The sequence below is a fragment of the Bradyrhizobium sacchari genome, from assembly GCF_002068095.1.
GTDB classification, from domain to species: Bacteria; Pseudomonadota; Alphaproteobacteria; order Rhizobiales; family Xanthobacteraceae; genus Bradyrhizobium; species Bradyrhizobium sacchari.
This window is the reverse complement of record NZ_LWIG01000033.1, coordinates 206,247-220,086: the sequence shown is the minus strand read 5'-3', so window position 1 is coordinate 220,086 and position 13,840 is coordinate 206,247. Positions and strand designations below refer to the sequence as shown.

Annotated in this window: 14 protein-coding genes; 5 read left to right on the top strand and 9 right to left on the bottom strand. The window is 65.3% G+C overall.

The window, feature by feature from the left end:
• On the top strand, window positions 1–463 hold a 463-nt coding region (locus A5906_RS45245; RefSeq protein WP_245326960.1), incomplete at its 5' end, for a PopZ family protein.
• Between the two features lie 139 nt (window positions 464–602).
• A complete protein-coding gene (locus A5906_RS29035; RefSeq protein ID WP_080138630.1) occupies window positions 603–3,479 on the top strand; it encodes a valine--tRNA ligase in 2,877 nt (958 codons plus the stop codon).
• A gap of 100 nt (window positions 3,480–3,579) precedes the next feature.
• Here A5906_RS29035 and A5906_RS29030 read toward each other — a convergent pair whose 3' ends face one another.
• Window positions 3,580–4,182 carry a DNA-3-methyladenine glycosylase gene (locus A5906_RS29030; RefSeq protein WP_080138629.1) on the bottom strand — a complete coding sequence of 201 codons (603 nt, stop codon included), beginning with the start codon at window positions 4,180–4,182 and terminating at the stop codon, window positions 3,580–3,582.
• A gap of 130 nt (window positions 4,183–4,312) precedes the next feature.
• Between A5906_RS29030 and lipA the strand changes: the two genes are divergently transcribed.
• Window positions 4,313–5,269, top strand: coding sequence for a lipoyl synthase (gene lipA, locus A5906_RS29025; RefSeq protein ID WP_080138628.1), 957 nt, complete (start codon window positions 4,313–4,315; stop codon window positions 5,267–5,269).
• 6 nt (window positions 5,270–5,275) lie between these two features.
• Complete coding sequence (locus A5906_RS29020) at window positions 5,276–5,758, top strand: type II toxin-antitoxin system RatA family toxin (protein WP_080138627.1); 483 nt, start codon at window positions 5,276–5,278, stop codon at window positions 5,756–5,758.
• Between the two features lie 142 nt (window positions 5,759–5,900).
• Here the strand turns inward: A5906_RS29020 and A5906_RS29015 are convergent, their stop codons facing one another.
• The 6 genes from A5906_RS29015 to A5906_RS28995 are packed head-to-tail and all read right to left on the bottom strand — an operon-like array spanning window position 5,901 to window position 11,027.
• A complete protein-coding gene (locus tag A5906_RS29015) occupies window positions 5,901–6,716 on the bottom strand; it encodes a c-type cytochrome (protein WP_080138626.1) in 816 nt (271 codons plus the stop codon).
• Window positions 6,716–8,338 carry a b(o/a)3-type cytochrome-c oxidase subunit 1 gene (locus tag A5906_RS29010; RefSeq protein ID WP_080138625.1) on the bottom strand — a complete coding sequence of 541 codons (1,623 nt, stop codon included), beginning with the start codon at window positions 8,336–8,338 and terminating at the stop codon, window positions 6,716–6,718. The genes A5906_RS29015 and A5906_RS29010 overlap by 1 nt, the downstream gene beginning before the upstream one ends.
• Window positions 8,325–8,888 (bottom strand): cupredoxin domain-containing protein, encoded by a 564-nt coding sequence (locus A5906_RS29005; RefSeq protein WP_080138624.1) that lies wholly within the window; start codon window positions 8,886–8,888, stop codon window positions 8,325–8,327. The genes A5906_RS29010 and A5906_RS29005 overlap by 14 nt, the downstream gene beginning before the upstream one ends.
• Window positions 8,885–9,061 (bottom strand): hypothetical protein, encoded by a 177-nt coding sequence (locus A5906_RS43275; protein WP_186465132.1) that lies wholly within the window; start codon window positions 9,059–9,061, stop codon window positions 8,885–8,887. The genes A5906_RS29005 and A5906_RS43275 overlap by 4 nt, the downstream gene beginning before the upstream one ends.
• Window positions 9,062–9,069: 8 nt before the next feature.
• Window positions 9,070–10,308, bottom strand: a complete 1,239-nt coding sequence (locus tag A5906_RS29000; RefSeq protein WP_080138820.1) for a cytochrome c — start codon at window positions 10,306–10,308, stop codon at window positions 9,070–9,072.
• 11 nt (window positions 10,309–10,319) lie between these two features.
• Entirely contained in the window at window positions 10,320–11,027 is a 708-nt protein-coding gene (locus A5906_RS28995) for a c-type cytochrome (protein WP_080138623.1), read from the bottom strand.
• 984 nt (window positions 11,028–12,011) lie between these two features.
• On the opposite strand from A5906_RS28995, the gene A5906_RS28985 reads away from it, so the two are divergent.
• Window positions 12,012–12,191, top strand: a complete 180-nt coding sequence (locus tag A5906_RS28985; protein ID WP_080138622.1) for a hypothetical protein — start codon at window positions 12,012–12,014, stop codon at window positions 12,189–12,191.
• Between the two features lie 102 nt (window positions 12,192–12,293).
• Here the strand turns inward: A5906_RS28985 and A5906_RS28980 are convergent, their stop codons facing one another.
• Together A5906_RS28980 and ispF are read right to left on the bottom strand one after the other, a co-directional pair.
• Window positions 12,294–12,902, bottom strand: a complete 609-nt coding sequence (locus A5906_RS28980; protein WP_080138621.1) for a CinA family protein — start codon at window positions 12,900–12,902, stop codon at window positions 12,294–12,296.
• A 3-nt stretch (window positions 12,903–12,905) separates the two neighbouring features.
• On the bottom strand, window positions 12,906–13,840 hold a 935-nt coding region (gene ispF / locus A5906_RS28975; protein WP_080138620.1), incomplete at its 5' end, for a 2-C-methyl-D-erythritol 2,4-cyclodiphosphate synthase.

The following is a 13,840-nucleotide window of genomic DNA, read 5'->3' as shown; positions in this document are numbered from 1 at the left end:
CGACGCGGCGACACCTGCGCCCGAGGTCCGTGCTCCGGAGCCTGAGCCTGAGCCTGAACCCGACGTGCTCGAATTGACCGACGAAATGGCGATGGACCCGGCGCCGACGCCGCCTCCGCAGCCGCCGAGCTTCCGCAAGGTCGAGCCGCGCGACGATCTCGAATTCGCCGAGTCCCCGCCGCCGCGTCCGGCGCCGTCGCCGTCCTATGCGCCGGTGGATTACGATGCCCCGCCATTGCCGCCGCAACAGCCAATCCTGGCACAATCGACGGTTTCCGCGGTGGAATCCGCCTTCAACTCCCTGGCCCATACGGTGCTGAGCAGCAATGCGCGGACGCTGGAGGATCTGGTCAAGGAGATGCTGCGTCCAATGCTGAAGTCCTGGCTCGACGACAATTTGCCGGGCCTGGTTGAACGCATCGTGAAGGCCGAAATCGAGCGGGTCTCGCGCGGCGGCAGGTAAAGCCGGCCACAGAGCCCTCATAAAGCCCGGCTTGCAGGTCATATTCGGCTCTCAACCGGGCTGGAAAGCGCTGTTGCCGCCTCGCTTTTCGTTGACTTTTCGTTGACTTGGCCCCCGTGCGCGGCTTTCTAGCAGCCCCATGATCGAGAAAAATTACCAGCCCGCCGATATCGAAGCCCGCATGTCCGTGGTGTGGGAGGACAGCCGTGCCTTCAAGGCCGGCCGTCCCGACCGCCGCGACGCGCTGCCCTTTACCATCGTGATCCCGCCCCCGAACGTGACGGGCTCGCTGCACATGGGTCACGCCCTCAACAACACGCTCCAGGACATCCTGTGCCGTTTCGAGCGCATGCGCGGCCGCGACGTGCTGTGGCAGCCCGGCACCGACCATGCCGGCATCGCCACCCAGATGGTGGTCGAGCGGCAGCTGATGGAGCGCCAGCAGCCCGGCCGCCGCGAGATGGGCCGCGAGAAGTTTCTGGAGCGGGTCTGGCAGTGGAAGGCCGAGAGCGGCGACACCATCATCAACCAGCTCAAGCGGCTCGGTGCGTCCTGCGACTGGTCGCGCGAGCGCTTCACCATGGACGAGGGCCTGTCGAAGGCTGTGGTCAAGGTTTTCGTCGAGCTGCACCGCGATGGTCTGATCTACAAGGACAAGCGGCTGGTGAACTGGGACACCAAGCTGCTCACCGCGATCTCCGATCTCGAGGTGCAGCAGACCGAGGTCAAGGGCCACCTCTGGTATCTGCGCTATCCGATCGAAGGCAAGACCTTCAGCCCCGAGGATCCCTCGACCTTCATCGTCGTCGCGACCACGCGGCCCGAGACCATGCTCGGCGACACCGGCGTTGCCGTGCATCCGGAGGACGAGCGCTATCAGAAGCTGGTCGGCAAAAACGTCGTCCTGCCGCTGGTCGGCCGCAAGATCAAGATCGTCGCCGATGAGTATTCCGATCCGGAGAAGGGCTCGGGCGCGGTGAAGGTGACGCCGGCGCACGACTTCAACGATTTCGAGGTCGGCAATCGCCACGGTCTGCGCCGCATCAGCGTGCTCGACAAGGAAGGCTGCCTCGATCTCCTCGACAACGAGGACTATCTGCGCGACCTGCCGGAAGGCGCCACGCAATTCGCCGAGGAGTTCAACAAGGTCGACCGCTTCGCGGCGCGCAAGCGCATCGTCGAGCGGCTGGAATCGTTCGGGTTCGTCGAGCGGATCGAACCGCACACCCACATGGTGCCGCATGGCGATCGCTCGAACAGCGTGATCGAGCCGTACCTGACCGACCAGTGGTATGTCGACGCCAAGACGCTGGCCAAGCCCGCGATCGCCGCGGTGCGTTCGGGCGAAACCACCTTCGTGCCGAAAAACTGGGAAAAGACCTATTTCGAGTGGATGGAGAACATCCAGCCCTGGTGCATCTCGCGCCAGCTGTGGTGGGGCCACCAAATTCCCGCCTGGTACGGCCCTGACGGCAAGGTGTTCGTCGCCGAGACCGAGGAGGAGGCGATCAGCCACGCGCTCGGCTATTACGTCGAGCAGGAGGTCATCACGGTCGAGCAGGGCCGAGAGATGGCGCTCGACCGCAACAAGCGCGAAGGTTTCATCACGCGCGACGAGGACGTGCTCGACACCTGGTTCTCCTCGGCGCTGTGGCCGTTCTCGACGCTCGGCTGGCCCGACGCTACGCCCGAGGTTCAGCGCTATTATCCGACCAACGCGCTGGTCACCGGCTTCGACATCATCTTCTTCTGGGTTGCCCGCATGATGATGATGGGCATGCACTTCATGAAGGAGATCCCGTTCTCGACGATCTACATCCACGCCCTCGTCCGCGACGAGAAGGGCGCCAAGATGTCGAAGTCGAAGGGCAATGTCATCGATCCGCTCAACCTGATCGACGAATACGGTGCCGACGCGCTGCGCTTCACGCTGGCCGCGATGGCGGCGCAGGGCCGCGACATCAAGCTCGCCACCAGCCGCGTCGAGGGCTATCGCAACTTCGCGACCAAGCTCTGGAACGCCTGTCGCTTCGCGGAGATGAACCAGTGCGCCGTCCCCGATGGTTTCGAGCCGGCGAAGGCAAAGGAGACGCTGAGCCGCTGGATCGCGCATGAAACCGCGCACACCACGCGCGAGGTGACCGAGGCGATCGAGGCCTATCGCTTCAATGATGCGGCCGGCGCCATCTATCGCTTCGTCTGGAACGTCTATTGCGACTGGTATGTCGAGCTCGCCAAGCCCGTGCTGCTTGGCCCCGACAGCCCGGCCAAGGACGAAACCCGCGCCATGGTGGCGTGGGCGCGCGACGAGATCCTGAAGCTGCTGCATCCCTTCATGCCCTTCATCACCGAAGAGCTGTGGGAGGTGACGGCCAAGCGCGAGGGTCTGCTCGCGCTGGCGCCGTGGCCGCTGAAGCCGTCCGAGCCTACGCCGGAGCAACTTGCGATGCTCGCCGCGGCTGCGGGGCCGACCGATCCGCTGATCTCGCCGGCCCTGGTCATGCCGATCTTCGACCATGCCGATTTCACCGATCCCAAGGCGGAAGCCGAGATCGGCTGGGTCATCGACCTCGTCACGCAGATTCGCTCGGTGCGCGCCGAGATGAACATCGCGCCGGCGACGCTGACCGCGCTGGTGCTCGCGGGCGCCTCGGCTGAAACGAAGGAGCGTGCGCCGCGCTGGACCGAAGTCATCAAGCGCATGGCGCGGCTGTCGGACATCTCCTTCGCCGACCGCGCGCCCGACGGCGCCGTTCAGCTGCTGGTGCGCGGCGAGGTGGCCGCGCTGCCGCTGAAGGGCGTGATCGACGTCGCCGCCGAGCGCACGCGCCTCGACAAGGAGATCGGCAAGGCCGATGCCGACATCAAGCGCGCCGAATCCAAGCTGGCGAACGAGAAATTCGTCGCCAACGCGGCCGAGGAGGTCGTCGAGGAGGAGCGTGAAAAGCGCGAGGCAGCACTGGCCCGCAAGGCCAAGCTGCTCGAGGCGCTGGAGCGGCTGAAGCAGGCGTCGTGAGACGTTCGTCATTCCGGGATGGTCCGAAAGACCAGACCCGGACTCTCGAGATTCTCCGGCGTGCAATTGCGCGGCTCTTCGAGCCGCGCAGGAATGACCATCAGCGAGGAAACGGCTTGCTCAAAAACTTCGAGCCCCTGACGCCGTAGCGCCACGGAAGCTCGACGGCCTTGGTGATGCCGATCCGGATGCCGGTTGCGACTTCCATCTCCTCGGTGCGCGCGTGCAGCGCGATCGGCGGCCGGTCGAGCGGCAGGGCGTTGTGCGCAATGGTGATGCCGAGCGCCTCCGTCAGCTTGCCCGGACCCGAGCACAGTGCGTGCAGATCCTGGAGATGGCGGCGGCGGCGCATAGCAGCCACGCCATGCGTCGGTTCCAGCGCGCGGATCAGCACGGCGCTGGCTGAGCCTTCCTCCTCGCAGACGAAGTTCACGCACCAGTGGATGCCGTAGGAACGGTAGACATAGGCATAGCCCGGCGGGCCGAACATCGCCTGGTTCCGCGGAGTCGGGCCGTTGTAGGAGTGCGCCGCCGGCTCGGTATGATGATAGGCCTCGACCTCGACGATGCGGCCGCCGACGCCATCGATCAGCATGGTCGCACCGATCAGGTCGTGGGCGACCTCGCGTACGTCGCGCGCGAAAAAGGCACGCTTCAGGGCCTTGCCGAGCCGCGGGGTAGAGGTCTTCGAGACTGGAGCCATTCGAGGTGAGAATCGCCTGAGAACTGAGCAGGATATTGCCCATATCTGCCATGTTCCCTGAAGCGGTGCGAGCCGGGTTGCGATGCCGGGCCAGACCGACTAGGTAGGACCTGAACAGACCGGATACCCCATGGTCGTTATTGTCGATACCATCTCGAACCCGCTGCGCCCGCGCCACCCTGAAAAGGTGAATCGTCCCGATTCCGCTTCGCCGCCGAAGCCGGACTGGATCCGCGTGCGGGCGCCCAACACCCGCGGCTATGCCGATACCCGCAACATCGTGCGCGCCAACGGCCTGCACACGGTGTGCGAAGAGGCGGGCTGCCCGAACATCGGCGAGTGCTGGGACAAAAAGCACGCGACCTTCATGATCATGGGCGACACCTGCACCCGGGCCTGCGCCTTCTGCAACGTCAAGACCGGGCTGCCCAATGCGCTGGATGCGGCCGAGCCGCAGAACGTCGCCGAGGCCGTGGCCAAGCTGGGGCTCGCGCACGTCGTCATCACCTCGGTTGACCGTGATGACCTCGCTGATGGCGGCGCCGAGCATTTCGCCCAGACCATCCGCGCCATCCGCGCCGCGTGCCCCTCGACCACGATCGAGATCCTGACGCCTGACTTCCTGCGCAAGGAAGGGGCGCTCGAGGTCGTCGTCGCCGCGAGGCCTGACGTCTTCAACCACAATCTCGAGACCGTGCCGTCGCGTTATCTCACGGTGCGGCCCGGCGCGCGCTACTTCCATTCGATCCGGTTGTTGCAGCGGGTCAAGGAGCTCGATCCCACCATCTTCACCAAGTCCGGCATTATGGTCGGCCTCGGCGAGGAGCGTCACGAGGTGCAGCAGGTGATGGACGATCTGCGCTCCGCCGACGTCGACTTCCTGACCATCGGGCAATATCTGCAGCCGACCCGCAAGCATCACGCGGTGATGCGCTATGTGCCGCCGGATGAGTTCAGTTCTTACGAAAAGATCGCCTACACCAAGGGCTTCCTGATGGTGTCGGCGAGCCCGCTCACCCGTTCCTCGCATCATGCCGGCGAGGATTTTGCGAGACTCAAGGCCGCGCGGGCAGCTAGCGCCCGCTGAACCGCCATGCCCAAATTTTCGAGCAAGCGCCGTGTCAATCACAGCGCGTCCGAGATGTTTGATCTGGTCGCCGACGTCGAGCGCTACCCCGAATTCGTGCCGCTCTGCAGCGCGCTCAAGGTCCGGCAGCGCCTGGCGAAGCCCGACGGCACCGAGGTGCTGGTCGCGGACATGACGGTGTCCTTCAAACTGGTCAAGGAATCCTTCACCAGCCGCGTGACACTCGATCGCGCTAATCTCAAAATCCTGGTCGAATATCTGCAAGGTCCGTTCAGCAACCTCGAAAACCGCTGGACGTTCGAGCCCAAAGGCCAGCAAGACGGCAAAGACGTCTGCGACGTCGGTTTCTTCCTCGCCTACGAATTCAAGAGCCGCATGCTGGCGATGCTGATGGGCTCGATGTTCGACGCCGCCTTCGCGCGGTTCTCGACCGCGTTCGAGAAACGGGCGGATGCGATCTACGGCCGGCCGAGGCTGGCGCGGACGTAGTCTTTACGTTCGGGTACGCTCTCTCCACCGTCATTGCGAGGAGCTCTTGCGACGAAGCAATCCAGAATCCGTCCGCGGGGAGACTCTGGGATTGCTTCGCTATGCTCGCAATGACGACGGGAGGCGCAGGCGCGCCAAGCATTCAATCCACCGCCTTCACCACATCCGGCGGCTGCGAGGCGTAATATGCTGCGGCCTGGTCGATCTCCTGCGGCGTCATCGCGCGCGCGATGTTGCGCATCTGCTGGCTGATGTCGTTGCGGCGCTCGCCTGAGGCAAAAGCATGGAGCTGCGCCTTCATATAGGCTTCCGACTGTCCCTCCAGCCACGGGCTGCCGGTCTTGTTGTCGAGGCTTCCATGGCACGAGCCGCAGGGCGCGATCCCGCGCATCGGCGCGCCGTAGATGACGATGTTAGGCTTCGGCAGTTGCGGTGTCGGATGATAGGCGGGCAGCCGCGGTAAGTACGCGTAGTAGAGCGAGAGATCAGCGATCTCCTGGTCCGTTAAATTCACAGCAAAGGGCGACATCACCGCATTGGTGCGTGCGCCCGAGCGGAAATCGTGCAGCTCCTTGTAGATCACGGCCGCATACTGGCCGGCGAGATTGGGCGAGTCCGCGCGGCTGATTCCGGTCGGGCCGTGGCAGATGGCGCAGCGCTGCGCCAACGTGGCGCCGCGGCCGATCGCCTCCTGGCTCGGGCGCGACAGCGTGTTTGACGTCAGCACGACCTCGGACAAGCGCTTGTCCTGCCCGGGCGCCGTGATGGTCGCGGCGCGTTGCGGCACACCGGCGGCGCTGCAGATCGCATCCCAGACATTGGCGAACTGGACCCAGGGCTGGGCGAAGGGCAGCACGATGAAGCCCGTGATCGCCGTCACAATCAGAATCGCAGCGGTAATGCCGACGCCTCGCGTGAAATGCGGATTGCTGAAGGTGAAGAGGTCGCGCGCGCTCATCATTGCGCCCCCACATAGACGGCCGGCACCGACGTGCCCTCGGTCATCGCGAGCGTCAGGATCGGGTAGCCGTAATTGGTGAGGGTCAGCGCGATCATCAGCGCCACCCAGAGGGCGTGGGTGTTGAGCGCAATCGGCACGGTCGCGGGCTGATGCACGGCCAGCGCAAAGCGATAGGGCCCGGCCTCAGCCTGCGGCGCGCGCATGCCGCGGGCGAGGATGACCAGGAACAGGATGCCCGAGCTCAGCAGGATGAAGCCGCCGATTGCGGACAACGTGACCGAGAGCGCCTGCGGCGCGATCGCGGGATCGCCAAAGTCGAAATAGGCCATGCGGCGCGGCATGCCGAGGATGCCGACCCAGTGCCATGGGAACGTGGTGACGATCATGCCGATGAACCACAGCCAGAGCTGGGTGCGGATCAGTCGGAGGTCGATCAGGTCGCGTCCGGTCAGATGCGGCCACAGATCATAGGCGATCGCAAAGTACATGATCACGATGGCGCCGCCGAAGATCAGGTGGAAATGGCCGGTGATCCATTGCGTGTTGTGGATCGACGCATCGAGCTGGTAGCTCATGTTGATGAGCCCGCCGGCGCCGCCGAAGCCGAGCATGATGAAGGAGAAGGCCAGCGCCAGCAGCATCGGATTGTCCCAGGGCAGCGCCCTGATCCAGCCGAACAGGCCGCGGCCGCCGCGCAGGCGCGCCGCGATCTCGATCGAGGCGCAGATCGTGAACACCGTCAGCAGCGTCGGCAGCGCGACCAGCGCCGTGAAGGCGGAATGGATGAACTTGAATCCGGCGCCGACCATCGGATCGGCGAAGGTGTGGTGCATGCCGATCGGCATCGCCACCACCAGGAACAGGATGAAGGAGATCCGGGCCATGCTGTCGGAATAGACCCGGCCGCCGATCGCCCGCGGCACGATGGTGTAGTAGGCGATGTAGGTCGGCATCAGCCAGAAATAGACGATGGCGTGCAGCGTCCAGGAGAAGAACACGCGCGCCAGGCCGGCGTCGATGGTGGCTTTCAGTCCGGCCGCCACGGGAATGATCTGGAGCAGTAGCTCGAGCGCGGCGCCAACCGCGGTCCAGGCCCACAGGTAAGAGCCCGCGACATTGGCGTACATGGCGAGCGGCACCGCCGCGCCGGGATTGGCCTTGCGCCAGACGCGCAAATTGATCGACATCAGCGCGACCCAGATCCAGGAGCCGACCACGACCAGCACGACGCCGAGATAGTAGAAGACGTTGCCGATCAGCGGCGGATAGAACGTGTACAGCACCGAGGCGCGCCCCAACGCAACCGGGATCACCGCCATGATGCTGCCGATGACGATCAGCCAGAACCCGCCCCAGGCCCAGCGCACGCCGACCAGGCGCTGCTCCAGCGCGGACTCGCTGATGGCATAGCCAAAGCCCATCGCGACCAGGGTCGGGAAGACATAGCCCATCACCGTGCCGTGCGCAGTCAGCGAGCGGTAATAGAGCTCGGGATTGGACAGCCAGGTGCCGATCGGACTGCGGATGAACATCTGCCAGGCGCCGAGCGTGAGCGCGACGCCGAACACGGCAAAGGCGAGCCAGAAATGGGCGAGGATGAGCTTCCTATTGGCCAACACAGCTCAGCCTCCCGCCAGCCTTCGCGCGAGCAGCGAAGTCAGTCTTGTCGATCACCTTGACCTTGCCCCACATGCCCTCGTGGCCGAAGGAGCAGAACTCCTGGCAGGGCATCAGATAGTCGCCGGTCCTCGCAAAGCGCATCAGCTGCTCGGAGACATAGCCCGGCACCAGCATGGTGTTGATGTTGGTGCCCTGGATCAGGATGCCGTGCACGACGTCGGCGCTGGTGGCGCGCAGCGTGATCGGCGTATCCACGGGCACCACGATGCAGGCCGGCGTAAAGGAATATTGTTGGCCGATCGCGCGCACGGTCACATTGCCATTGGCTTCCAGCACGCTGCCGAGATTGCTCTCGACGAATTCGCCGGACAGGTGAATCCGCGAGGGATCGGTTGTCTCGACGCGCGGCTGCGGCATGGTCGCGCGATGGATGCCGGCGAAGGCCGCCAGCAGCGCCATCATCACGATGATGATCACGGCGATGGTGGCCCAGCGCCGCTCGACGCGGGCTGCGACCTCGGCGCTGCCATGGATGTCCTCGGCGCTCATTGCAGCGGTCCGCGCGGCAGGAAGACAAACAAATAGAAAGCGAGCCACATCGCAACCACACAGGCTGTCGCAATGCCGGCCAGCACAAGCGCCCCCGAGGGGCCTTGTGCCACGACCTCTTCCACGGCCTGATCGGCGGCGGCGGGGCTGGTCGGCGGGTCGGAATTGATCATGACGTCTCTCAATTCAGCGGCGCGGAGCGCAGCTCGTTGGCCTCGCGCGCCGAGACCGGCGTGCCGCGATTGCCCCAGGCGGTGCGGATGTAGGAAACGACGGCGGCGACCTCGTTGTCGGAGAGGAGCCCTGCGAAGGGCGGCATGCCATAGGGCATCGGGTTGCCCTTGGTGCCCGGCGGATAGCCACCATTGAGCACCATGCGGATCGGGTTCACCGCCGACTCCATCTCGATCGACTGGTTGTTGGCGAGCGGCGGCCAATGCGGCGGCTTGCCTTCGCCCTGCGTGCCGTGACAGCTCGCACAGTTCTTGTCGTAGACGGTCTTGCCCAGGCTGATCAGCAGGCTGCTCTCCGTGGTCGGAAGCGCCGAGCTTGCCGGCGGCGGCGGGGAGGGCTCCGAGATGCCCTTGAGGTATACCGCCATGGCGCGCGTGTCCTCGTCGCTGAGATATTGCAGGCTATTATGCACGACCTCGGCCATCGGGCCGTAAACCACGCCGCGCGCCGAAACGCCGGTCTGGAGCAAGTCGGTGATGTCCTTGATGCTCCAGTCGCCGAGCCCAGCCTCGCGGTTGGAGGTGAGGGACGGAGCGTACCAGTTCTGCATCGGGATCAGGCCGCCCTTGAAGGCGTCCGATTTCGAGGTGCCACCGAGCGCGTTGATCGGTGAATGGCACATGCTGCAATGGCCGAGGCCTTCGACGAGATAGGCGCCGCGATTCCATTCCGCCGATTTTGTCGGGTCGGGCTTGAACTCGCCTTCGCGGAAATACAGCGTGCGCCAGCCGAGGATGAGCTGGCGGTTGTCATAGGGGAAGCGGAGGTCGTGCGGCCTGTTCTTCTGGTCCACCGGCGGGATCGAGCGCAGATATGCGAAGATCGCGTCGCTGTCGGCACGCGTCACCTTGGTGTAGGACGCGAACGGCATCGCCGGATAGATCAGCCCGCCATCCGGGAAGCGGCCGCTGTGCATCGTCTTGTAGAAATCGTCGGCACTCCATCTGCCGATCCCGGTCTCGGGATCGGGCGTGATGTTGGAGGTGTAGAGCGTGCCGAACGGGGTCGGCATGGCGCGGCCACCGGCGAACAGACGGCCCTCCGGCGCGGTGTGGCAGGCGGTGCAGTCGCCGGCGCGCGCGAGATATTCGCCGCGCGCGATGATGTCGCTGCTCTTGTCCTGCGCCTGTGCGACCGTGGTGAGCGCAGCGAGTGCGAGCAATGTGATCGACAGTTTGGAGCCCATCATCCGCCTCGTCAGTTGGGCTGGCTGCCGCAGCCGAACGGCAGCGCATAGGTGCCTTTGGGCACGGGGGCCGGGTTGGTGGGCGCCGGCCGGGTCGCGAGCCACGCTGCGACCGCGGTGACGTCCGCCTCGGTCAGATGTCCGGCGACGAGTTGCATGCAGTCGGGCGACTTCGCTGTGCGCGTGCCGTAGCGCCAGGCGCCAAGCTGGGCGCTGATGTAAGCGGCGCGAAGGCCAAGCAGACCGGGGATACCGGGCTGCATGCCCGTCAGGCCCGGACCATGGCAGCTCACGCAGGCCGGTATGTTGCGTCCCGCATCGCCGCTGGTGGCGAGCAACTCACCCTGCGCCAGCACATCCTTGCTGACCTCGCTCGGCGCCGGCTGCGGCAGCGGCGGGTGCTCGCCGGCGAAATGCTCCGCCATCGACTCCAGGTAAGGATCGGGCAGAAACTCCAGGAGATAGTTCATCGGCGGGTATTTGCGCCGGCCGCTGCGGAAGGCGAGGAGCTGGTTGTAGAGATAGCCGGCGGGCTTGCCGGCGAGCCGCGGAAAATAGACGTCGCTGGTGCCTTCGCCCTTGTTGCCGTGACAGGGCGTGCACGCCTCCACCCGCGCCGCCATCGTATCCGGCGGCTGGTTGGCGGTTTGTGCAGCCGCGCCATCAAAGACAGCCAAAGTGACGATGACGAGGGCCGAAGCCGCGACGCGAGCGAACACTTTCGTCGCCCTCCACAAGACTGGTCCGGTTGATTCCGGATCACACCGTAAGGCGGCATTATTGCGCCAATATTTTCCGGTGCAAGTTCAGACAGCGGCGACGACGTTTGGTCGCGCCTGCACATTTACGATCTCGATCGTTTTCGACAAGAATTGCGTGCTTTTTGAAAAGCAAACATGACGCTATGCTCTCGCGGCGATTGTCGCCCGAGCTTTGCATCATCGTGTCGCCCTCAGATGTCAGAGGGCGCAGGGAAGGCCGGGTGCCGGCTGGCACCCACGGTCCACTGTGCGTAAGTTGAGAAGAAGCTGCACAGCGGCATACAGGTGAAGCCCAACACACGGCCTTCCCTGCGCAGTGGTTTGACCGCTTATGCCGTGCTCTCCCCGGGGAGCGATGCACTATTGCCCCCGTCGCCTTGCCGATCGCTGATGCACGTGCCCGGTCGGACCGCCGCATCACCGCAAGACTTGGCGCGCAGACCCCGGGCGCCAGGACGACACGGTTTTGCCGTACGCAAATCACATCGGTCGTGTGCGCGATGGCCGTCGCTCACGGTTGCCCGCCCTGCGATACCTGTCGCGCCGATGTGACGAGCGTCCACCGCAGCTCACCCCACGTTTCGTGACGATCGCGATACGCCCCTCTGACCGGGATGAGGTGATGCAGGAATACGCCAAAGCCGAATTTCGGTAAAGTGGAATATTTTTGCGCACAGCCGTTGACCCGACGCTCGTGTGTTTTGGCCGACGGGCAGCACAAGGGCTTGTAGCGACGGGCGGACATCCGCGGGTCCTTTGCACAATCCGGCACTAAGCCTTCGGGCGGTCGAAGGCGACAAGTGCAGTTTGTGCCAAAACGCGAAGCCGTGACGGAACACCCCTTGCCGCGAGCGGCACACCTGCAAGGGCTGTATTTCGTCGGACGCTCAACTAAAATCCGAGTCGGGCGCGGGGGCTTGTGAAGTGGGGGAACCTGGAGATATGGCGCGCTGGAAGCAATCGTGGAGCGAGGACGACCTCAACCGGCTCAGGAAGCTCGCAGGCACCAAACCGATCACGACGATCGCGAAGGAACTCGGACGGACCACGGGAACGGTGCTCGCGAAGGCGATCGAGCAAAAGCTTCCCGTCATCTGTCGGATCGAGCGAACGGCGCAATGACCGCAGCCATATGCGGGGTTTTGTTGCGGCTGTCCCGGGTATCGCTTCCGCCCCCGCTCGTTGAGCTACGTCGGACAGGTCGCTCACCCCGGGCGACGGGCTTCACCCCCTTGGCGATCGTGGCGACCGGCGCTTCGCCACATGCCGGCGCGGCGAGCGGGTGACGCGCGGGCGCAGGCGGCTTGCAGCGGTGCGCTGCGGCTTGGCCTGGACCTGCGGACCGCGGGCGAGGTCCATCAGCATGCGCAGCGCCTCGACCACCGCGCGGGCGCGCACGGCGCTGCGGCCGATCGCGCCAAAACGGTGCTCGCGATGGATGATGCGGCCGTCGCGCGCGGCGGCGGCGAAGTGCACGAGACCGACCGGCTTGCCCGGCGTGGCGCCGCCGGGGCCGGCGATGCCGGTGATGGCGACGGCGAGATCGACATCGGCACGCTCCAGCGCGCCGATCGCCATGGCGGTCGCGGTCTCCTTGCTCACCGCGCCGAAATTCGTCAGCGTGCTGGCTTCAACCCCCAGCATCGCGCGCTTGGCGTCGTTGGAATAGGTGACGAAGCCGCGATCGATGACGTCGGACGAGCCGGGAATGTCGGTCAGCGCGCCCGCGACCAGGCCGCCGGTGCAGGACTCCGCCGTCGCGATCGTCAGCTTGCGCATCCGGCACAAATCGAGCAGCGAGCGGGAGAGGGCGCGTGCGTCGCTGCCGCCCATGGCCTAGATGCTCCAGGGCAGGCGGATGGTGGCGCTCGCGGTGGCTGCGATGCCTTCCTCGCGGCCGGTGAAGCCGAGCCGCTCGCTGGTGGTCGCCTTCACCGCGACGCGCGAGATGTCGACGCCGGAGATCTCGGCGATACGCGCGCGCATGGTGTCGCGCAGGGGACCGATCTTCGGTCGCTCGCAGATCAGCGTGACCTCGAGGTTGGCGACGCGGCCGCCGCGCTGGGCGACCCGCTCGATGGCGTATTTCAGGAACTGGTCGGAGGAGGCGCCCTTCCATTTGACATCGCTCGGCGGGAAGTGCGAGCCGATGTCGCCATCGGCGAGCGCGCCGAGGATGGCATCGACCAGCGCATGCAGGCCGACGTCGCCGTCCGAATGGGCGAGGAAACCTTTCGTGTGCGGCACGCGCACGCCGCAGATCATGACATGGTCGCCTTCGCCGAAGGCATGCACGTCGTAGCCGGTACCGGTCCTGATGTCGCCGAGCTGGGCAGCCAGGCGCGCTTCCTCGCGCACGAAATCCTCGGGGGTGGTGAGCTTCATATTGGCAACATCGCCTTCAAAGGTTGCAACCGTCAATCCCGCCCATTCGGCAATCGCGGCATCGTCGGTGAAATCCGAGCGTCCATCCTTCGCCGCGCGACGATGCGCCTCGAGGATGACGTCGAAACGAAAGGATTGCGGCGTCTGCGCGATTCTGAGGCGCGCGCGGTCCGGCGTGTCCTCGACATCGCCGCTCGCGCCGGTGATCTTGATGGTGTCGGTGACGGCAACAGTGGGGATCGCAGCGCCAGTGCGGCTCGCCGCCTCGATCGCGCGCGAGATCACGCCTTCGGAGACGAAGGGCCGCGCGGCGTCGTGGATCAGGACGATGTCCGGCTTGTGCCTGACCAGCGCTTCGAGACCGGCAAGCACCGAAGCCTGGCGGG